At 40.0% G+C, this 19434-nt stretch carries 24 protein-coding genes and 1 pseudogene; 22 read left to right on the top strand and 3 right to left on the bottom strand.

The genetic code is table 11. From position 1 onward, the window contains the following. The first annotated feature begins 913 nt into the window (after nucleotides 1-913). Nucleotides 914-1273 (top strand): hypothetical protein, encoded by a 360-nt coding sequence (locus ACZ5ZC_RS16550; RefSeq protein ID WP_045616264.1) that lies wholly within the window; start codon nucleotides 914-916, stop codon nucleotides 1271-1273. A 151-nt stretch (nucleotides 1274-1424) separates the two neighbouring features. Here the strand turns inward: ACZ5ZC_RS16550 and ACZ5ZC_RS16545 are convergent, their stop codons facing one another. Further along, entirely contained in the window at nucleotides 1425-1790 is a 366-nt protein-coding gene (locus ACZ5ZC_RS16545) for a hypothetical protein (RefSeq protein WP_054868472.1), read from the bottom strand. A gap of 55 nt (nucleotides 1791-1845) precedes the next feature. Further along, a pseudogene (locus tag ACZ5ZC_RS16540) lies at nucleotides 1846-1989 on the bottom strand (IS30 family transposase); the annotation flags it as partial. Between the two features lie 258 nt (nucleotides 1990-2247). Here ACZ5ZC_RS16540 and ACZ5ZC_RS16535 point away from each other — a divergent pair. The 7 genes from ACZ5ZC_RS16535 to ACZ5ZC_RS16505 all read left to right on the top strand — a co-directional run bounded on the left by ACZ5ZC_RS16535 (nucleotide 2248) and on the right by ACZ5ZC_RS16505 (nucleotide 6266). Continuing rightward, nucleotides 2248-2427, top strand: coding sequence for a hypothetical protein (locus ACZ5ZC_RS16535; protein ID WP_464932125.1), 180 nt, complete (start codon nucleotides 2248-2250; stop codon nucleotides 2425-2427). Between the two features lie 129 nt (nucleotides 2428-2556). Next, on the top strand, nucleotides 2557-2922 hold the full coding sequence (locus tag ACZ5ZC_RS16530) for a hypothetical protein (RefSeq protein WP_464932124.1): 366 nt from the start codon (nucleotides 2557-2559) through the stop codon (nucleotides 2920-2922). Nucleotides 2923-4181: 1259 nt separating this feature from the next. Continuing rightward, nucleotides 4182-4397 carry a DUF4177 domain-containing protein gene (locus tag ACZ5ZC_RS16525; RefSeq protein ID WP_005447484.1) on the top strand — a complete coding sequence of 72 codons (216 nt, stop codon included), beginning with the start codon at nucleotides 4182-4184 and terminating at the stop codon, nucleotides 4395-4397. Between the two features lie 2 nt (nucleotides 4398-4399). Next, the gene (yidD, locus tag ACZ5ZC_RS16520) at nucleotides 4400-4624 is read left to right on the top strand and encodes a membrane protein insertion efficiency factor YidD (RefSeq protein WP_464932123.1); all 225 of its coding nucleotides are present in this window, start codon (nucleotides 4400-4402) and stop codon (nucleotides 4622-4624) included. Then, on the top strand, nucleotides 4624-5013 hold the full coding sequence (locus tag ACZ5ZC_RS16515; protein ID WP_054868468.1) for a TM2 domain-containing protein: 390 nt from the start codon (nucleotides 4624-4626) through the stop codon (nucleotides 5011-5013). Before yidD ends, ACZ5ZC_RS16515 begins: the two co-directional genes overlap by 1 nt. A gap of 214 nt (nucleotides 5014-5227) precedes the next feature. Further along, nucleotides 5228-5782, top strand: coding sequence for a hypothetical protein (locus ACZ5ZC_RS16510; protein ID WP_464932122.1), 555 nt, complete (start codon nucleotides 5228-5230; stop codon nucleotides 5780-5782). Nucleotides 5783-5927: 145 nt separating this feature from the next. Next, nucleotides 5928-6266, top strand: coding sequence for a tRNA-binding protein (locus ACZ5ZC_RS16505; RefSeq protein ID WP_109170385.1), 339 nt, complete (start codon nucleotides 5928-5930; stop codon nucleotides 6264-6266). Nucleotides 6267-6454: 188 nt separating this feature from the next. Here ACZ5ZC_RS16505 and ACZ5ZC_RS16500 read toward each other — a convergent pair whose 3' ends face one another. Then, complete coding sequence (locus ACZ5ZC_RS16500; RefSeq protein ID WP_017635632.1) at nucleotides 6455-6604, bottom strand: hypothetical protein; 150 nt, start codon at nucleotides 6602-6604, stop codon at nucleotides 6455-6457. 271 nt (nucleotides 6605-6875) lie between these two features. Between ACZ5ZC_RS16500 and ACZ5ZC_RS16495 the strand changes: the two genes are divergently transcribed. The 14 genes from ACZ5ZC_RS16495 to ACZ5ZC_RS16430 all read left to right on the top strand — a co-directional run bounded on the left by ACZ5ZC_RS16495 (nucleotide 6876) and on the right by ACZ5ZC_RS16430 (nucleotide 19352). Next, entirely contained in the window at nucleotides 6876-7274 is a 399-nt protein-coding gene (locus ACZ5ZC_RS16495) for a DUF6232 family protein (protein ID WP_017058505.1), read from the top strand. Nucleotides 7275-8113: 839 nt separating this feature from the next. After that, entirely contained in the window at nucleotides 8114-8749 is a 636-nt protein-coding gene (locus tag ACZ5ZC_RS16490; protein ID WP_151514891.1) for a hypothetical protein, read from the top strand. Nucleotides 8750-9201: 452 nt separating this feature from the next. Beyond that, complete coding sequence (locus ACZ5ZC_RS16485) at nucleotides 9202-9711, top strand: P-loop NTPase family protein (protein WP_054868433.1); 510 nt, start codon at nucleotides 9202-9204, stop codon at nucleotides 9709-9711. A 139-nt stretch (nucleotides 9712-9850) separates the two neighbouring features. Further along, nucleotides 9851-10252 (top strand): HIT family protein, encoded by a 402-nt coding sequence (locus ACZ5ZC_RS16480; protein WP_054868434.1) that lies wholly within the window; start codon nucleotides 9851-9853, stop codon nucleotides 10250-10252. 171 nt (nucleotides 10253-10423) lie between these two features. Further along, complete coding sequence (locus ACZ5ZC_RS16475; RefSeq protein WP_054868435.1) at nucleotides 10424-11185, top strand: hypothetical protein; 762 nt, start codon at nucleotides 10424-10426, stop codon at nucleotides 11183-11185. 146 nt (nucleotides 11186-11331) lie between these two features. Next, nucleotides 11332-11679, top strand: a complete 348-nt coding sequence (locus tag ACZ5ZC_RS16470; RefSeq protein ID WP_053809161.1) for a hypothetical protein — start codon at nucleotides 11332-11334, stop codon at nucleotides 11677-11679. 127 nt (nucleotides 11680-11806) lie between these two features. Further along, nucleotides 11807-12364 carry a nucleotidyltransferase family protein gene (locus ACZ5ZC_RS16465; RefSeq protein ID WP_289998038.1) on the top strand — a complete coding sequence of 186 codons (558 nt, stop codon included), beginning with the start codon at nucleotides 11807-11809 and terminating at the stop codon, nucleotides 12362-12364. A gap of 635 nt (nucleotides 12365-12999) precedes the next feature. Further along, complete coding sequence (locus ACZ5ZC_RS16460; protein ID WP_054868436.1) at nucleotides 13000-13869, top strand: PhzF family phenazine biosynthesis protein; 870 nt, start codon at nucleotides 13000-13002, stop codon at nucleotides 13867-13869. Between the two features lie 271 nt (nucleotides 13870-14140). Next, entirely contained in the window at nucleotides 14141-14362 is a 222-nt protein-coding gene (locus ACZ5ZC_RS16455; protein ID WP_025625190.1) for a VF530 family protein, read from the top strand. A gap of 149 nt (nucleotides 14363-14511) precedes the next feature. Then, a complete protein-coding gene (locus ACZ5ZC_RS16450; RefSeq protein ID WP_054868437.1) occupies nucleotides 14512-14724 on the top strand; it encodes a hypothetical protein in 213 nt (70 codons plus the stop codon). Nucleotides 14725-14980: 256 nt separating this feature from the next. After that, complete coding sequence (locus tag ACZ5ZC_RS16445) at nucleotides 14981-15700, top strand: hypothetical protein (RefSeq protein WP_054868438.1); 720 nt, start codon at nucleotides 14981-14983, stop codon at nucleotides 15698-15700. A 150-nt stretch (nucleotides 15701-15850) separates the two neighbouring features. Continuing rightward, a complete protein-coding gene (locus tag ACZ5ZC_RS16440) occupies nucleotides 15851-16510 on the top strand; it encodes a hypothetical protein (RefSeq protein ID WP_054868439.1) in 660 nt (219 codons plus the stop codon). 105 nt (nucleotides 16511-16615) lie between these two features. After that, nucleotides 16616-17440, top strand: coding sequence for a hypothetical protein (locus tag ACZ5ZC_RS16435; protein WP_124009294.1), 825 nt, complete (start codon nucleotides 16616-16618; stop codon nucleotides 17438-17440). A 751-nt stretch (nucleotides 17441-18191) separates the two neighbouring features. Beyond that, entirely contained in the window at nucleotides 18192-19352 is a 1161-nt protein-coding gene (locus tag ACZ5ZC_RS16430) for a hypothetical protein (RefSeq protein ID WP_464932121.1), read from the top strand. Nucleotides 19353-19434: the final 82 nt, after the last annotated feature.

Genomic DNA, 19434 nt, shown 5'->3' with positions numbered 1-19434 from the left:
TCGAGCACTAAAGAGAACATTATTAAGTAGTAAGCGTCCAGATTTAGCTGAAGGTTGCGATGAAAGGTTTGATATCGAGTTCATCAAATTTTTATGGGACTATCCCCAAAATTCGAAACCCGTAATAATGGACAAACTCAATACACTTACAAGCAATAAGCGTGTAATTATCGCAAAATCGGTAGAGCAAGCACTCCACCTTTGCAAATCCAGTTAACAAACAGTTCAAGAGGGATTCAGCACGCGTGGCATTTTTGGTATGCGTTTTATTTCGGTGTTGAAGTGCTATGCAGAGGCTTAGTCATTGCGTGCTTCACCCCTTAACTGGGCGTTAGTACGGGGTTGACATCAAAGGTCATAAGTTTTGGTGTTTATCTGTTTTGGCGCTCGTGTTTACACCTTTCAGTTAGTGCCTTTCACGTTCTTTCCGGTGGCACTATATGCGGAGTGTTTGCTTTGATTTCACCGTTTACGGTCTGTAACTCTTAACCTATTTCTTTGGCGCTTCTTCGTTTTCGTTGTACTTCCTAAGTTAATCTCGTCGTTCGTTGGGTATTGCCATCAAAGTGCGAGGATCGAATTCTTTTCTAATTTGCAGTCAGTGAAAGCAGGGGAGTTAAGTGCGTTTTTCTTCTAGCCAACTTCCGTCTTTCAATCGGGGCAAAGTTTTGTAGTTGCCCGTCTCACTTCAATGTTCAAATCCTTTCATATCATGCCACTTTTCAATATCTTGGAGCGCATAAATAGAAGTAGTGCATGTACTAACAAATTGCTTAAGAGTGATTCGTAACGCGTGGCATTTTTACTTTGCGGTGGCTTATGTGATTAAGGCGCTGTGCGGTAGCTTTTGTATTGCGTTACTCACACCTTAGCAAGGCGTTATGCGCTAGTGCATTTAAATATCGAGGGATGTATGGATAATGAACTACCAAAAGCGATGGTATTGAAAACAATAGATGGTAGGCATGTGGGTTTCATGTTGTTAGCTCCCAATTCAGGCGAGTCGGGGGAATGTGTTTTCAGTTTATCTGCGTCATCTGCAGAGGTAATCGATAGCAATTTAGGTGTCGTTCTATCTGAGCTTAAAGTTTCTGGCGAGCATAAATACGTAGTGGAAACCATAAAAGATGGGTACTTAATTAATATTGCACCAATAGGCCTACCTAATGTTCAAGTTCAGCTTAATCATCAGTTCTCCGGAGATATAGTTACTGATATTGAAGGACGAGTCGCTTGTATTGGAACAGCTGAATTAGTGGAGCAAAGCGCATAACAAACTGTTTAAGAGTGATTCACAACGCGTGGCATTTTTACTATGCGTTGACTTTAGTGTTTAAGGTGGTGTGCGGCAGCATCGGTATTGCGTTGCTCACACCTTAACAGGGCGTTAGGCATCAAAGAGTGCGTCCTTGCGACTCTAAATATCAGTTTAAGTGAGCGTCAAGAGATTTAGCGTAGATATGCCAACTTCCTGCGGTACCACAACGGTATGCGATTGAGCCTGGTGGGTAGTACTTACCAAATACGTTTATACCTTTGTTTAAGCTAACTACTTCAGATACTCCGTAAATAGAATCTACAACCAGTTCGCTATCATTTGGGTTACGAGGGTCTTTGATCTTATATTCCATTAGGTAAATAGTGGCACCAACTCTTAAACCATCAGGATGTACCAATATTTCTATTTTGTTAGTGTCTATGTTTCTACTCCAACCGTCTGGTCGGATATCGCTAGCGGCGGCTGCTGAAAATGCAAAAAGAGCAAGTGCAATAGTTAATAGTCGTTTCATTTTATCCTTTAACTTTCGTGTTAATCTTAGTATCAAGTTTGAAGTGTGACACTCTCTACAGATGCGCGTGAATATACTCCATTGCTGTTCTATCCCCAAGCCTTTTGCGTGGGCTTGTATTTAGTTTGAGTGCAATTTCCTTGCAGAGTTTCTGTGTTACGTGTGACATAGAAGTTCGTTTTGGTAAGTGTTGTCGTACAGGGTAACTACATGAGTGGATTTTTTGTAAACAATAGCCATTTTCTTTGTTAAATCATCAGACATCGAGTTGTGCAATCACTAATCTGCGCGCTAAAAAACAAACAGATTTAAGCAAAGTGCGATTTTGAACAAATATAATGGCTAAAAAAGCGTGAAAATTCACATTAATTCAGTTCAGGCGCTCACCCTGTGTTGTCTTATCAATCTATTGGTGTTCTCATTCGCGCCTCACTCCCATGAATGGTGCGTATATTTCATGTTTTTTACTTCTTGGGGGAGTGAACGTCATGATTATCGCATCTCGCTGTTTTATCGTTTAGTGGTGTTGCACTTCGTACTTGAGTCCATGTTGCCTAACAATGCATTTAAGACGGATTCCCAACGCATAGCGTTTTCGGGTTACTTCGGTTTCAGTGTTTATGTCACAATGGTTTAGGTTGGGTAGTTAGCGTTGCTCACCACTTAATGCGGCGTTAGGCTTCATTGGTACTATTAGTACAGAAAAATAGGCACTCATTAGCACTATACTTTTCTAATTGGAAAGAGCGTACTCTAAGGCGGGTCTATGAAAAATGTAATCATTATATGTCTACTGTTCAATTTGAGCTTCAGCCTTCAGGCAAAAGAGCTCTATCGAGCGCCTTCAGCTGGTGATAGCGGTGCCTATTATGTTTTGAAAAAGTCAAAGCTAAGTGACGGTACAATAAAGGTTCTAACTAGTCGTATTGGCAAGGGAAAGGCATATACAGACTTTACGGAGCTCAAAATTAATTGTAAGAAAAGACAATATCTTACGTTAGCGGGAAGTAGTGAAGATGGTGCGCAGTCAACCCCTTCTAAGCCATTAAAAGACTGGTCTAAAAACTCTAAATGGAAGTCGTTGGTAAATGGTTCCAGCAAGTCGGATTTGGTTTATCATATTTGTCGGTAGCGTGTCAGAAGCCTAACAAACTGTTCAAGAGGGATTCGCAACGCGTGGCATTTTCACTATGCGTTGTTTTTAGTGTTTAAGGTGGTATGCAGCGGCTTTTGTATTGCGTTGCTCACCCCTTAACAGGGCGTTAGGCATCAAAGGTTACAAATGTACAGCTCGATATTGATACTATTGCATGGTCTTTTGGCTTCACTTGGTGCAGTTTCGGGTACTTGCACACAGGGAGATGACGGACGTTTTTATGCTTCGATAATGTATAGCTCAGTACTATTCATTCTCATCATAGTCAGACTTCTTCGTGAAAATAGAGGTTCAAAATTTATATGGATTATGCCCTCAATTGCTTTGTTAGGTGCTATGTCGGTAACTTATTTCTGGGCTCCTTTTGTAATTGAAACAACCATTGAAGGTCATCATTTGTGTGGCAAAGAATTTGATTCTCATTTGGTAGAGTCTGATGTCTGGTCTAGAAGCATACCAACGCTTCATATTGTTTTCTCGTTGGCTATTTTCATGCTTTCGTTTTGGAAGTTAATTAGGTGCAAAACGGGTAAGTAGTTTGTGGTGGCAAGATGCCTAACAAACTGCTCAAGAGGGATTCGCAACGCGTGGCATTTTTATGTCATCGTTGGGTTTTGTGTTTATGGTGGTATGGTTAGGTTTCGTGGTAGCGTTGCTCACACCTTAATGCGGCGTTAGTTGTCAGCGGTAAAAATGCAGCTAAAGCAGAAAATTTCGGGCTAATGAATCGTGTGATTTTGCTCGGTTTTGTACTTTGGTGTAGCTTGCTAGAATTACGTTCGATTTTTAACATTGTGGTTTTGTTTTGCCGTTTCAGACGCGAATGTACTCGTTGAAACTCAGCTTTGTGACATTGCCTTTCCAAAAGGTCTTTTTGGCACTTTTGGCCAGTTTTCTACGGCGTTGCTACTTCCAAGTGATTTCAGTGACAGGCGCTTTGAAACTGCGCCTGATTTGAGTTTTCAAAGCGCTAAAAAACGGTGTCGGCAAAGTGGAAATGAACTGGAAATCAGAGATTTAGAATGGCAACTAACAAAGCGTTTAAGGCAGATTCGCAACGCTGGGCATTTTCGGTTTGCTTTGAAATTAGTGTTTACGGCACAATGGTTTAGGTTGGGTGGCAGTGTTGCTCACTACTTAACGCGGCGTTATACAGCAAATCTATTAATATACACCTTGATGCACTCTCTTGTGTGTTGTAACATTCTGTTTTTATTAAAATAGTTGGTTATAAAATGACAAAATTCACAGAATATAAAGTAGTTCACATCGTAGAAGGTGGCTGTGGAACAATCTTGTTGGGCGCAAGTGGCCTGCCTGTGCAAAAAATGGAAGCAGAGCTAAACAAATATGCACAAGACGGTTGGCAAGTTGTATTTCAAGTAGTTGAGCAAAAGCGTTTTATGCTGTTTTGGAAGCGTGAGGCTGTGATTATCACTCTTGGCCGATAAGTTTGATTAAGTATATCTCTTTAAAATTGATTCACCGCTATCAAGCTAGCGGTGGATCAAAGCAATTGTTGAACATTGAATGTAATTTTGAGCCTACTTGCTCTGAGTACACTAAACAATGTATTGAAAAGTATGGGGCTTTAAAAGGCTGGAAAATAGGGCTAGCGAGAATAAAGCGATGTAACCAACCTGACCTCATTGAAAAAATATATGATGAGGTACCGTAATGCGTTTATTTGAACCGATTGAACAGTTGGAATATAATGAAGAACTCCTGAGAAAACAGGTGAAATTATTACCTGAAGCTCAAAAGAAAGAGTTCTATGAGCAACAGTCAAAAAAGCTCAAGGATCCAGACACCTATGCTACATTGAACTGGTTTTTTCTTGGTGGCTTTCACCATTGTTATTTAGGTAAGTACGGTTTATTTATCCTAGAGTTGGCACTGCTAACGATAAGTGTCATTGGCTTAATTCTAGGTCACTCAAGTGCATTGATTATCCTCTCACTACTCGTAATCTATGAGCTTCCTCAGCTGTTTTTTTCACAGAAAATCGCTAGACAACACAACTATCAACTGTCCTGTGAAATCTTTAATAACGTACGAAGAACTTAGGTGTAACCTGCTGTATAACAAAGCATTTAAGAGTGATTCGCAACGCTTGCCGTTTTCGCTTCGCTCAAAGTATAGGCAAGCGCCGCTCACACCTTAATGCGGCGTTATAGCTCACGGAAGACAAATGTTAAACGATAAAATCATATATTCAACTTGCATCATATCTCTGGTGGTTTCTGGTATCTATGCATCACTGATATTTCAAGGTGTCCCAATGACAGAGTTACTGTCATCACTTGCTAGCCTTTCTACTATAGGCGCATTTATTCTAGCTTTGTATATAACAATAATATGGAAATCACAGAAAAAGCGTGAGTTCGTACTCTCGGAGCTCTTAGTACTGACTCAGCAGCTTTCATCTATACAAAACGATTTTAAAAACATACAGATAACTCTAGACTCATGTAAACAGAAACCAAATGAATTTGAAGTATCAATGTCGAATGTTTTGGATTTTTCAGTATCATTAAGACAATTTTTGTCAACATATCAAACTCTACTTGGGGTTGATATGCCAACTATGATTAATGGTGATCTGATAAAACTTAGAAGGTTCTATAAATATGTCATGTTCTTAGAATCAGTCTATGTGTCAGAAAAAAGCAGTTCTAACGATCATACAACAAAGGTTCAGGTACTTTACATTGCTTATCATGAACCTGAACGACTTAAGAGAACTCATCACAACCTACATGAGCAACTGCGACCTCGTGGGTTTGAGTTGAGTGATCTGAGAGCAGAGTTATTAAATTTGAGTAAAGAGCTATAACAAGCAATTTAAGAGGGATTCACAACGCTTGGCACTTTTGCTTCTACTTCAAATTTAGTGTTTATGGCACAATGCTTTAGGTTTGGGTGGAGGCGTTGTTCACCCCTTAATTGGGCGTTATGCCAACAGTTAAATAAGGAAGACAATGGAATATATAGAATGGAATGATTTCCAAAAAATTGATATTCGTGTAGGTACGATTACCGAAGTTGAGGATTTTCCTGAGGCTCGTAGACCAGCTTATAAATTGAAAGTCGATCTGGGTCCAGAGCTGGGTGTAAAGAAATCCAGTGCTCAAATTACAGAGTTGTATTCCAAAGAGGATCTTTTAGGTAAACAGGTTTTAGCTGTAGTAAATTTTCCACCTAAACAGATTGGTCCAATTATGTCTGAGTGTCTTGTTACGGGATTACATCGTCCAGATGGTTCTGTAGTTCTTTCTACAGTTGATATGACGCTACCAAACGGGGCAAAGTTAGCATAACAAACAATTTAAGAGTGATTCAGCACGCTTGGCACTTTTGGTTTGCGTTAAGTTCTGTATTTACGGTGGTCAAATTAGGTATCGAGGTCGCGTGCTTCACACCTTAATTGGGCGTTATGCGACAGGATCAAAAAGGGCACTAATAATGCCCCAAAGTACTTGTTCAAGATGTTAGGTGTGAATATCGGCTAGTTTTTACAACCATTTTTATCACACGTAATACGTTCATGTGAATTTTGCCAATGATCTGAGTGTTTCTTGGTATCAGTACCACAGCCAGTATTTCCGCCTTTAACGCCCTTGTGTACGACTCCTGTTGGTGTATGTTTCACAGCCATATACTTGTATTCTCCTAATTGATTTAAGTTGCTTCCCAGTCATAAATGACCGAATTAACAAATAGTAAGCAAAGTTGCATATGTCAATATAAGTAATAACTAAAGTTCCTTATCGTGAGCCAATCGCATAACAAAGCGTTCAAGAGGGATTCTCAACGCTTGGCAGTTTTGGTTCAAAGTTTAGCTTTTGTGTTTATGGCACAATGGGTTAAGTGGGGTGGTATCGCGTTGTTCACCCCTTAACGCGGCGTTATACGAATAGAGGGAAATTATGTACAAAAGTACTGATTTTAACTTGGATTCAAAAGAGTTCAGGTTTAAGAAAGACTCATATCCTTTGTCTAAGATAAACAATGTTAGGGTTAAAAAGTTAAGTTTTCTTGATAATTTAGGTCAAGTTTTATTCTGGGTATGTGTTTTTTCAGGGGCAGTTTGGTTAGTTATTCCAAGGTTGGAAGAGGTGCCACAATGGCTACTAGTTTTAGTTCTTAGTCTGACGGTTGTAGGTTTGGTTTTTGCTCTTTTTCGTTGTTCTAAATATGCACTTCAAGTCGAGTTTCGCCACATAGATGAAACGGGCGTTCAATGGGTCAATGTCGCTAAGTCATACTCAAAGTCAGATTGTGAGTTATTTGAACAGCAAGTGTTGGCACTGAAGAAATTCGTATAACAAATTGTTCAAGAGTGATTCGGCACGCGTGGCATTTTTACTATGCGTTGGCTTTAGTGGTTAAGGTGTTATGCGGAACCTTCGGTATTGCGTGCCTCACACCTTAACAAGGCGTTAGGCATCAAAGGTTACAAATGTACAGTTCGATATTGATAGTATTGTTTGGTCTTTTGGTTTCACTCGGTGCAGTCGCGGGGACTTGTACGCAGGGAGATGATGGGCGCTTTTATGCTTCGATAATGTATGGCTCAGTACTGTTCATTCTCATCATAGTCAAACTTCTTCGTGAAAATAGAGATTCAATATTTATATGGATTACGCCCTTGATTGCTTTGTTAGTTGCTATATCGGTGACTTGTTTCTGGGCGCCTTTTGTAATTGAAACAACCATTGAAGGCCATCATTTGTGTGGCAAAGAGTTTGATTCTCACTTGGGAGAGTCTGGCGTCTTGTCTAGAAGCATACCAACGCTTCATATTGTCTTCTCGTTGGCTATTTTCATGCTTTTATTTTGGAAGTTAATGAGGGTAAAAACGGGTAAGTAGTTTGTGGTGACAAAATGCCTAACAAACTGCTCAAGAGGGATTCGCAACGCGTGGCATTTTTACTATGCGTTGATTTTAGTGATTAAGGTGGTTTGCAGCGGCTTCGGTATTGCGTTGCTCACCCCTTAGCAGGGCGTTAGCTTAACATTTAAGTTCATGAACAAGGTAGTCAGGCAATTATGCTATTTATAAATTGCAATGTTGTGTGAAACTAAACAAAAAAGTAGTAAGCATATTTGTGCTCAAGTTCCAATAAGTGTATTAAGCATTATCAAAATCTATATTGGAGGCTTTATGAGAGTGCACAAATCAAAAATTGCCGCAGATCCAGTTAAGTACTACACGCATTTGATTGGTATGGAAAAGTACGAAGCTCGTATGAGACAGGAGCCTAATGCAATTACAATTATTACAGGAATTGTACTTTATAGAGAGTTACCTAAGAACAAACAGTCCGAAGTTTTGAAGCTAATATTGGCTTTGAACGATGGCCAGTTGAAAGCTTCACTATATGGTTTAGTTTCTCAAGTGGTTGCAAATCCATACTGGTTCTCATGGTCACTTTCTGATCGGGAGCTCAGAGAATTTTTTGATACCAATAAGGATGTGACTAATATATTGAAAGGTCTTGGCATAGACTTCTCGCTCCCTCTCACAGCAGCAGGTATATCAGCATTTTTGCTTTCATCAGCGCAACAAGGGGTAAAAAGTGCTTCCAAAGAGGTTGCGACTCAGTTGAAAAAGCAAGTTACAAGCTCACCAGTTGCGCAGATTGCAAATAGACTGGGAGTGACCAAACAAGTTGCAGGCAAAGCATCGGCAATCTTGGTCGTAATGGTCAGTGTAATTGCTTATCAAACACACTTAAATGCAAAAGATGCGCGGAAGGAGCTTCTTCGCAGAGGTCTACTTCAACCGGAAGATTTGTAATGCTAGTTTTAATACTAATAGTGATATTGTCATTGGCAACAATTCATTTCTCGCATGTGCTATTGATGCAGTATATGTTCTCTGAAGAAAAGTTATCGCCGAGTACTACTTTTCTTCGTCCATTATCTTTGTGTGTTATGGCTGCATGTGCCCAGTACTATATTCTTTCAATGATAACAGGCTACAATTTACCCGAGGTTGCGGGATTGGCTCTCGTGGCTACGAATGCATTCTTCTTCGTTGGTTTTTATTTTGCGTACAAAGCAAGAGTAAAAATCCTGGAAAGTAAAAAGCACTCCTGAGTCTATATTAAGCTAACAAAGCATTTAAGAGTGATTCCCAACGCATGGCATTTTTCATTCCATCGTTGGGTTTTGTGTTTACGGTGGTAAGGTTTAGTTTCGTGGTAGCGTTGCTCACACCTTAATGCGGCGTTAGCATGCGGGAGTAATATGAAGAAAATTCTCATCATCGGTAATTCTGGCTCAGGCAAGAGTTGGTTGTCGAACCAGTTATCCCGAAAACTTCAGTTGCAAGAAGTTAACTTGGACTCGATTGTATGGGAGCCAGGTGGCTATAATCAAAAACGCTCCACCGGAGCAATCGAAAATGAAATTGCTAGTATAAAGTCTCAATGCAACTGGGTAGTTGAGGGAGTATTTGGTGCTTTAGCCGAACAGCTTATTTTTTCTGCTGACATGCTGTTGTTTTTGGATTTGGAGTGGTCTGAATGTGAAAGTTCTCTTTATGCTCGTGGTTCGGAGAGCTCGAAGCAACTTAATGAGGAACAGGCGGAGAAGAATTTTCGTGAATTATTAAAATGGGCTTCTGAATACTCGGTTCGCGAATCCAAAAGTTCACGACAGTTCCATCAGCAATTGTTCAGAGATTTTCACGGTTCTAAAGTACGTTTCACAACACGCTCTCAAGTGAATGAGTTTGTAGCGGAAACAACATGCTAACAAACTGTTTAAGAGTGATTCGCAACGCGTGGCATTTTTACTATGCGTTGGCTTCAGTGGTTAAGGTGGTATGCGGAAGCTTCTGTATTGCGTGCCTCACACCTTAACAAGGCGTTAGCATACTTTGATAGGAGTTCAGATGACTACGATAGTCGAACAAATTGTTAATCGTGAAATTGACTCGGTCATCGTTTACGAATCTGACCAAGTTATAGCTTTTGCGGACCATGACCCAATCAACTTAGGACACATTTTAATTTGTCCTAAGACTCAATACCGTACTTTCATTGACCTGCCTGAGTCTGTGTTTTTAGAGATCACCGACGTTGCAAGAGATTTATATAAACGTATAGAAGCTAAGTTCAATCCCGATGGTATCGGCTTTATGCAAAACAATGGAGAGGCCCCTCATTTCAACGAGCTCGACCACTACCATTTGCATATTTTCCCTAGATTCCATGGCGACCAGTACGGTTGGGTTAGTAGTGAACTTGGAATTCAAACTATGGATAAACTAAGAGAATCACTTAAAGAACTATGATCATTGAAAAAGTATGCTAACAAATTGTTCAAGAGTGATTCGGCACGCGTGGCATTTTTACTATGCGTTGGTTTCAGTGGTTAAGGTGGTATGCAGAGGCTTCGGCATTGCGTGCCTCACACCTTAACAAGGCGTTATGCCGTTAGGGATATTGTGATAGAGGTAAGTGAATTGAGTTCGACAAAAGATTACTTATTCGAGATGCAAGAGCTACACGCTGATGAGTGGATCAGAGAAAGATTGAGCGATGACTCGCTTGATGAAGACTCAGAGGAATATCAGGAGTTAGCAGAAGAGTATTCGAATTACCAAGAACATTTACGTGAAGAAGCTGAATGGCAGGCGGAGTTGCGATGGTTGAAAGATAATGGGTCATCAAACATTCACAACATATTTGTTAGCGAACTTGATGCTTTGAGAATCATGTTTGATAGTAACGTCAATAACCCTCAAAAAATGGCTTTTATACTCCATACAAACATTGCTGTAAAAATGTCATATGCATATGCGGTTACACTGCTTGAGTCATACTTAGGTGACACCTTACGAGCTCTCATTTCTCAAGATGAACAGTTTTTAAAAAATGCCTTACGCAAATTAAAAGTGCTTAAAAGCGTTAAACTAACTGATGTAGTTGAAACAGATTTAGACGTTAAATCCCTAGTTTTAAGATATGTCAGTGACGTCCTATACCACAATATCCCAAATGTCGTAGAAATGTATGAGCAAGTCTTAGGTGTTAAACTTGAAATTGATATATCTAAAGTAGTTAAAATTACAAAGTTAAGACACGATATTGTTCATCGAAATGGCAGAAATGTTGATGGCAGTACGATTAGTGTAGGTGCCCAAGATTTTACCCAAGCAATTAGCGATATCAAAGAGTTTACAGGAGCACTGCAACGAGCCATCAATGACAATCAAACGGCATAACAAACTGTTTAAGAGTGATTCGCAACGCGTGGCATTTTTACTATGCGTTGGTTTAGGTGATTAAGGTGGTATGCGGTGGCGTCGGTATTGCGTTGCTCACACCTTAACAGGGCGTTATGCGCTTGCAGAAATGGAGATAATCAATCATGGAAGATTTAGCTAATTCATTAAGAAGCTCTGGCATAAAAGTCAAAATTAAAAAAGGAAAAATTGCAGTTAGGCTTGACGGACTTTCAAATCCGGTTTCGATAATAAAAGATATATCTGCTGATGAGTATAAAGTGAAAACGAATGATTCGATTTTATCGATAATTGCCAGTCTTTTACTATTTAGTGGTCTGTCAGGTATTTATGAGTTTAGTGGTAATACCTTGATAAATATTGCACTTATCTCCGTTTCTATATTGTCTTTTGTTACAGTGTTACTTACAGAGTTTAAGTTGATTAGATTACGCGCTACCGTAGTTGCGTTCAATCGTGGAGAACGCGCATAACAAATTGTTCAAGAGTGATTCGGCACGCGTGGCATTTTTACTATGCGTTGATTTCAGTGGTTAAGGTGGTATGCGGAAGCTTAGGTATTGCGTGCCTCACACCTTAACAAGGCGTTAGTAGGTCAGGATGAATAAACAAAAACTCAAGCATCTAATTCAGCAAGTTCCTGAGTTAATAGAAACAGCTGAAGTGTGTCGGGAAATAGGGCTGCCAAACTTCTATATCGCAGGTGGCGCTATTACTCAAATCATCTGGAACAGTATTGAAAGTAAATCGCTTCTTGCTCAAGTTAAAGACTTTGATGTCGTCTATTTCGACAGCTCTAGTCATGTCACTGAAGATGAATTCAAAAATCGTATTAGTTCACGGTTAAGTCATAGTGTCGACGTTGATGTAAAAAACCAAGCAATCATACATGAGCGCTATTCTAAGAGGTTTGGTTGTTCCATTCAGGCATATGAGCGTGTTGAACAAGGTATCGAGTCTTGGCTTTCTGCCTTTGCTATTGGGTTCACTCTAGATAGCTCAGGCAATATTAAACTGTTCTCCCCTTATGGGTTAGAGGACGCATTTAATATGTTGATCAAACCAAACAAAAAGGCAATGACAGAAGCTAATTACAACAAAATGACTGCTGGCTATAAGGCTAGGTGGCAACAAGTACAGGTGCTCTCTTGGAGTTGACCTACTAACAAAGCGTTTAAGAGGGATTCTCAACGCTTGGCAGTTTCGGTTCAAAGTTTAGCCTTTGTGTTTATGGCACAATGGTTTAAGTTAGGTGGCATTGCGTTGTTCACCCCTTAACGCGGCGTTAACTTACTGCATATAAATCAGCGTTTTAAAGCTAGTTTGAAATCTGATTTTTTCATCAATCAACGTGCTTGTGTAAGTTGCTTGCGAAAGCGTCAAAAGTCGTCAAAGTTCTTCTGGGTTCTGGGTTCTGGGTTCTGGGTTCTGGGTTCTGGGTTCTGGGTTTTTAGTCGGCGCTATTGGCAATGGTGAGCGACGAAAATAGCAATTCCAATCCAAGCATCGGTGGGTGAATTTCCGTGAGACTCCTAGGATGGCATTAATGGTTCAAATTCAAGCCAGTTCAAAGTTCGCGTGGTTCCAAGGAAAGTTTCACTTTTCAGTTGTAGAATCACTTAGTGAACAGGCTAAAGTATTGAAAGTAATAAGTTAACAAGGCGTTCAAGAGGGACAGTCAACGCGTGGCGAATTTGGTTCAAATCTTGGCATTTGTGTTTACGGTGGTAAATTGAAGTTTGGTGGTAGCGCGTTGCTGCCCCTTAACGCGGCGTTATACGGAGATATGGATATTGAAGAACGTTGAAGCTTTTTTGGTTAATTCCTTTACTGAGAATGGAACTGGTGGGAATCCTGCTGGTGTAGTGCTACATGCAGAACACTTGTCGAGCGAAGAAAAATTACAAATAGCACAAGCTGTTGGGTATTCTGAGACTGCGTTTGTATCTCGAGATGATGAAGCCGATTTTGAGCTGTCTTTTTTCACCATAACAGGTGAAGTTGATTTCTGTGGACACGCCACATTAGCTGCATTTTCGACAATGTATCAAGATGGGCTCATAACTGAAGGTAAATACCTCCAAAGGACTAAAGCAGGTTTGCTTGTAGTAACCATAGAGGCAAATGGCCATATAGTCATGGATCAGAAGTTACCAGAATACCGTGGTGAGTTTAGTTATGAGGTTATATCAGAGTTAATTGGACTAGACTCGAAAATACTTGAGTCAACTCGGTTACCGATTGAGGTTATTTCAACAGGCTTACCTGACATTATTGTCCCAGTTCCTTATGGGTATCTCGATAAAATTCAAGTGAATGAAAATTTAACCAGCAACTTCTGCAAAAGGCTCGATGTAATTGGTATTCATGCGTTTGAGCTGTGTGAACAAACAAGCATGTTGACAGCAAGTTGTCGTAACTTCGCCCCATTGTTCGGCATTCCAGAGGAGTCCGCGACAGGGAGTGCTAGTGGTGCATTAGCATGTTACTTAACCAAACACCTTCCTAGTACACATTCGAATAGCTTTACTTTCGAGCAAGGTCGGGCAATGGAGTGTATTTCAAGAATTACAGTGTCTGTTGAGTCAAGCGAGCAGGGTATTGTTAAAGTTAGGGTTGGTGGTTTTGCTCATAAAGTCGGGTGTCAGAAAATCTCCGTATAACAAGGCGTTCAAGAGGGACAGTCAACGCGTGGCGACTTTGGCTTAAATGTTGGCATCTGTGTTTTCGGTGGTAAGCTGAAGTTTGGTGGTGTTGCGTTGCTGCCCCTTAACGCGGCGTTATGCAACTGTCCACAGTTTGCGCTTTTAGGCCCTCTTGAAAGCAAAAAATGCTCGTTCTACATAGGCTTTTCAGGTGGCAAAAATTTGAAAGTATTTGTGTTCGCTCTGGTAAACTCAGCCTTCGAATTTAGTATTGTAGGAACCGACAGAAATGAGCCAAGAGCAACCCAATAACCCACTGCACGGATTAACCTTAGAAAAGATCCTTGTGCGTCTACAAGAGCACTATGGTTGGGAAGGCTTAGATGCAGAAATTCAAATCAACTGTTTCTACAGCAACCCATCTATCAAATCATCATTAAAGTTTTTGCGCAGAACTCAGTGGGCACGAGACAAGGTCGAAGCCTTGTATATTGAAACCTTCTGCAAGTAAGAAAAGTTGCATAACAAAGCGTTCAAGAGGGACAGTCAACGCGTGGCGACTCCGGCTCAAATCTTGGCATCTGTGTTTTCGGTGGTAAATTGAAGTTTGGTGGTAGCGCGTTGCTGCCCCTTAACGCGGCGTTATGTTCTTGGAGGTTTATGGAAAACTTCAAAATTAGCAGAATCCAAACAAAGTTAGGTATTTTCCGACTATCTGGAATCCTCAACAATGAAAGTGGTATTAAAAATATCAGCTATATTTCTGCTGAATATATGGGAACTGATGGCTGGTGCGAACTTAATTTACAGTCGGAGCATACTCAAAACTTACTGAGAGACATTCAAATTGAAGTGTTGCAGCACCTAGCTTGAGCAAGTCTGTTGCATCGACCAGATGTAGTTTTGTAAATATCAGTGGCTTCAAATAGCTACGAACATAACAAAGCGTTCAAGAGGGATTCTCAACGCTTGGCAATTTTGGTTCTAAGTTTAGCTTTTGTGTTTATGGCACAATAATTTAGGTTTGGTGGCTTGCGTTGTTCACCCCTTAACGCGGCGTTATGCAGCAATAGCTTTCAATCCGCTCGCTATATTGTAAAATGTAGTTTTGCATGCTTACGAGATACTTATGTCAGCACCTCACTCCATACTAGAACAAATTTCTCTATTAGAGTCATCGTTTTCTAACCACGGTTTTCGGGTGTCTATAGATGGCACAAAAGTCACTGTAATTAGTGAGTACGATTCTAAAGACAAGTCTGTAGTTCTTGAATGTAGTGACAATTTAGTTTTACTCAAACATCGTGATGTTGAGTTGACGGAAAAATACAAAGGCAGAAAAGTTACCCTAGACTGGCTGATTGGTTATGTCACAGAACATAGTAATGAAGCACTAATTGAACAAAAAGAAACAATTAAGCGCTTTGATGACGAGCTAAAGAAAAGAGAGCGCCATGCGTTGAAAGTAGCACGGGAAGCACGCGAAGAAAGAGCGGAAAAGCAGGTAAAAGAAGAGTTAGCGAGAGAAGAAATTAGGCGTAAAGTTTTAGCTCAGCACAAAACTAAGAATTCAGTTGGATCAACAAATCCTTATAAACAAGCTAGCCGTGACACGTGTCCAGTCTGTTTGGGTGATGGTGGTGTAGGTGGGAACTGCTTTAAATGTTTTGGTAGCGGTTGGGTTGAAGTGGAAAATACTATTGTTCAAAGCAGCCATAAAAATAAGCCTATTGAATCTGAAGTACGTTCTTTAGAAGCAGCTCAACCGGAACCCGTTCAATATCAAAAAGTTGAGCAAAGTAAGCCTCAAAGTTTTTGGGCTAAAATTCTTAATTGGCTCTTGCGCTAGACTCTGCTGCATAACAAAGCGTTTAAGACAGATTCCCAACGCTCGGCATTTTCGGTTTGCTTCAAGTTCAGTGTTTACGGCACAATACTTTAAGTTTGGTGGTCAGCGTTGCTCACTACTTAACGCGGCGTTATGTACTTAGGAGGAAAATTGCAAAATAAGTACGACAAATGGAACTTCTTGGTTAACCTTGTTTCTATGGTTTTCATTGGTTTAGCATCTGTTTTAGTCTCGTGTGCTTCAATAAAAGTTGCTGAAAATCAAAATGAAATAGCTTCAACAGAGTACCAGCCTTTTTTCTACGTTTCTTATGACTATGGGATGCAGAGTGATAGGTTGGTTCAAAAGGACCTCAATGTTTATAATATTGGTGCTCCAGTCGCTAATGCTCGGGTCCATATCAGCGAGTTTCTTGTTGTAAAGCGAATGGACAATGGTGAAAGCTTCAAAGATATCTTCCGCATGTCCGGGTACTATTTTGTAAGGAACCCTACAGGTCAACCAGAAGGGAAATTACATACTACTTGGGCGTATGACAACGTGAAGCTTGAGGCGAAATTACACGAGTCAGTAGCTACAAAGGAGTTTTCGGACGAGTTTGGTTACACTGAACTAGAAATCGTAGCAGCAATAAAAATTGAATATCAAAATCGTCTAGGGCTATCGGAAACTAAGTACTTTTTAAATGACCAGTTAGTAAACTCAAACGAATATAAGAAGTTTATTTCTAGTCCGGTGGATAATTTTCCTAGCGATATATCAACTCTTAGTGTCAGTGAGTTATTACGTAAACTTTCAGCACGTACATAACAAAGCATTTAAGAGTGATTCGCAACGCTTGGCGTTTTCGCTTCGCTCAAGTATAGCCAAGCGCCGCTCACACCTTAATGCGGCGTTAGGTAAATAGGAGTTCAGTTGGACATTTTTATAACAATACTAACTGGTGGTACAAGCGGGGCGATTATTTCATGGTTAGCTCGGACATGGATATCTGAAAGGCTAAAACAATCAATTAGCTTCGAGTACAGTCAAAAATTAGAGAACTACAAAACTGATTTAAATGCTAAAGTTGAAGCTATCAAACATGATAATCAAGTTAGTCAATTACGTACTTCTTTGTTCTTTGACCACCAGCGCGAAGCATATGCATCTCTAATCGCAAAGGTTGCCGAAATTAATGAGGATTGGGGTTATTTAGCCGACCCAGAAGATGGTTTGTGGGAGCGTGTTCCTTACGCAAGTTATAAAGAACTTAAAAGCCTTATGTTGAAGCATCAGCTTTTTCTAGATGATGAATCGATAATGGCTTTGGAGCTTATTCTAGATACATATTTCCGATCATTTCCGTTTGACCCGGGAGATGGTACAAGTCATCAAAACGAGACCAGTGCATTGTTAGCAACATGCGAATACTTACAGCCTAGATTAGCGTCAATTTTTAGGTCTAAAATTGGAATGGTTAAAGATGAACAGCATCTTAAAGAGGTAGCAACACTTGCTGGGATTACATATTTGAATAGTTACCATTTTCTTACTGTAGAAGTTCCGCCTAAAGGAGTTTTAAATACTCGCGAGGTGGAAAATGCAGCAGACAAGGTTAGGTTGGGCTTAGATAATTTCACTGATTTGTCGAGACGTTTAGATGTATTCGACGAGTATTTAAGTCGGGATGGTGGCTGGATTCATGAAGCTCAAACAAAAGTAAAACGTACAAACGCTATTTTGAGAAAATTTACCTAACAATCTGTTTAAGAGTGATTCGCAACGCGTGGCATTTTTACTATGCGTTGGTTTTAGTGTTTAAGGTGGTATGCGGCAGCTTCGGTATTGCGTTGCTCACACCTTAACAGGGCGTTAGTTTGCAAGAGGAAAACGCAGCTATATCGCAAGTTATAGTGGTAAAAGCTCAAAGTCGAAATTGTCGTGTCGGCGTTCAATTTCAGTGTTAACTAGCGTGGTGAAAATCCAAAATTGGCATCGTTTCAACGGTTGATTTGTTCTTTGGTGCGGCGACTTTTGGGTTACCTGAGTTGAATTTTTTGCTGAAACTCTGCTCGTTGATTTTGTTGGTACAAAAGCCGATTTACTCGCTGAAATGACGTTTTCTCTGGTGTGGTGGGTTCCACGTGGTTTCAGTGACTTTGTTGAAAGTCCGCATTGTGAGATTGGTTTTCCAAAAGCGCTTTTTGGTGTTGTGAGTTCGTTTTATGCGGCGTTGTTTGTTCCAAGTGGTTTCATTGAGTAGCCGCTTTGAGACTACGCCTGACTTAAATGCATCAAAACACATAAAGTTTATTGTTTGCAAAGTTTAAAATAACGTAAAATCAACGCTTTGGGTTTGCAAACTAACAAACTGCTCAAGAGGGATTCGCAACGCGTGGCATTTTCACTATGCGTTTAATTTAGTGATTAAGGTGGTTTGCGGCAACATCGGTATTGCGTTGCTCACCCCTTAGCAGGGCGTTAAGCGTATTTTGATAGGGTTTAAAATTTGACTGAAATGGTATTCAATAACACCTTTAATAATGGTGAAAATGCAAGGTTCAATGCTTGCGTAGGAAACAATGGTTGGCAAAGTTTAGAAACTTACAGCGATGGCTATGATGAAGCTGTCACTGTTTTGTATGAGTCAGCAAAATCATACAGAACGCCGTTAGATGTTATAATACATCCAATGGTTTTTTCAGCTCGACATAGAATCGAACTTTTTTTAAAAGCAGCGATAAAATCTCTGGGCGAAATGAGGAGTGAATTAGAAGTTTCTGACGAAAAGTTAATAAAAACACATGATCTAAATAAACTCTGGGAACTTTTCAAGGAAAAGGCTCAGGTTTGTGATAGACGTTTCAATGATTTTTTGTGTGACAGCGAAGAAATAATATTAGAGTTTGCGGAAATAGATCCTACGGCAGAGACTTTCAGGTATCCATACTCTCAGGATAATCAGAAACATCTAGTCTCAACTCCTGTAATTAACATTGAAGTTTTCTACGAGCGCTATCGCTTTTTGTCTGAAAAAATGGATGACATGTTTTATAAATTGGAAGCGTTAGTACATGAATATCAGCAAGGTACTTTCACAAGTAAGTTATCACGCCATGATCTTTACCTCATAGCAAAAATAATCCCTCTACGAAAAGACTGGGGAAGTACTGAGTTCGTGGAGATTAGAGGCAAAATCATGTCTGACTATGAACTGGGAAGTAGGAACTTTTCTGAAGCATTGAACGTCATTCAAAAACATCGCGAATTTTCGTCGCTAATTGGTGTTGAAATAGCTGTAGAAACGATTGCACCTGAAAAAATTGAACATGCTCTGGCTTTGTCAAAGGAAATTGATGACTCAGAAGCAAACTCTACTGCCTTATTTGATCCAGAAGTGTTTGAAGTACGCCGAAGAGTCTATGAATCATTTATGGAAAACTTTAGTGATTCAGAAATGGTAACTCTTTTTACCCTTTTCGAGCTAGGTTCTATGAACTATTACTCAGAAAGCTTTGACTATCTATTCAATAAGTATACACAAGAGAACTCAAAGGAAGAATGCATTCAGCATCTTTACACTAATCGAATGATGGTAAAGTATGTTCTTAATGCATTGAGAAAGCTTGGACAGCAGTCTTCTTTGGGGGCGCTTGAAAAATACGCTTAACAAACTGTTTAAGAGTGATTCGCAACGCGTGGCATTTTTACTATGCGTTGCGCTTAGTGATTTAGGTGGTTCGCTGCAGCAT

It is taken from the genome of Vibrio sp. JCM 18905 (assembly GCF_055393305.1).
This window is presented reverse-complemented; position numbering and strand designations above follow the sequence as displayed.

Bases quoted from the DNA above. Each gene is read 5' to 3' on its own strand.
- ACZ5ZC_RS16485 (WP_054868433.1), top strand. From the start codon at position 9,202: ATGAAGAAAATTCTCATCATCGGTAATTCTGGCTCAGGCAAGAGTTGG.
- ACZ5ZC_RS16530 (WP_464932124.1), top strand. From the start codon at position 2,557: ATGAAAAATGTAATCATTATATGTCTACTGTTCAATTTGAGCTTCAGC.
- ACZ5ZC_RS16445 (WP_054868438.1), top strand. From the start codon at position 14,981: ATGTCAGCACCTCACTCCATACTAGAACAAATTTCTCTATTAGAGTCA.
- ACZ5ZC_RS16535 (WP_464932125.1), top strand. From the start codon at position 2,248: ATGTTTTTTACTTCTTGGGGGAGTGAACGTCATGATTATCGCATCTCG.
- ACZ5ZC_RS16450 (WP_054868437.1), top strand. From the start codon at position 14,512: ATGGAAAACTTCAAAATTAGCAGAATCCAAACAAAGTTAGGTATTTTC.
- ACZ5ZC_RS16495 (WP_017058505.1), top strand. From the start codon at position 6,876: ATGTACAAAAGTACTGATTTTAACTTGGATTCAAAAGAGTTCAGGTTT.
- ACZ5ZC_RS16500 (WP_017635632.1), bottom strand. From the start codon at position 6,604: ATGGCTGTGAAACATACACCAACAGGAGTCGTACACAAGGGCGTTAAA.
- ACZ5ZC_RS16455 (WP_025625190.1), top strand. From the start codon at position 14,141: ATGAGCCAAGAGCAACCCAATAACCCACTGCACGGATTAACCTTAGAA.
- ACZ5ZC_RS16490 (WP_151514891.1), top strand. From the start codon at position 8,114: ATGAGAGTGCACAAATCAAAAATTGCCGCAGATCCAGTTAAGTACTAC.
- ACZ5ZC_RS16470 (WP_053809161.1), top strand. From the start codon at position 11,332: ATGGAAGATTTAGCTAATTCATTAAGAAGCTCTGGCATAAAAGTCAAA.
- ACZ5ZC_RS16480 (WP_054868434.1), top strand. From the start codon at position 9,851: ATGACTACGATAGTCGAACAAATTGTTAATCGTGAAATTGACTCGGTC.
- ACZ5ZC_RS16465 (WP_289998038.1), top strand. From the start codon at position 11,807: ATGAATAAACAAAAACTCAAGCATCTAATTCAGCAAGTTCCTGAGTTA.
- ACZ5ZC_RS16505 (WP_109170385.1), top strand. From the start codon at position 5,928: ATGGAATATATAGAATGGAATGATTTCCAAAAAATTGATATTCGTGTA.
- ACZ5ZC_RS16545 (WP_054868472.1), bottom strand. From the start codon at position 1,790: ATGAAACGACTATTAACTATTGCACTTGCTCTTTTTGCATTTTCAGCA.
- ACZ5ZC_RS16525 (WP_005447484.1), top strand. From the start codon at position 4,182: ATGACAAAATTCACAGAATATAAAGTAGTTCACATCGTAGAAGGTGGC.
- ACZ5ZC_RS16510 (WP_464932122.1), top strand. From the start codon at position 5,228: ATGACAGAGTTACTGTCATCACTTGCTAGCCTTTCTACTATAGGCGCA.
- ACZ5ZC_RS16515 (WP_054868468.1), top strand. From the start codon at position 4,624: ATGCGTTTATTTGAACCGATTGAACAGTTGGAATATAATGAAGAACTC.
- ACZ5ZC_RS16550 (WP_045616264.1), top strand. From the start codon at position 914: ATGGATAATGAACTACCAAAAGCGATGGTATTGAAAACAATAGATGGT.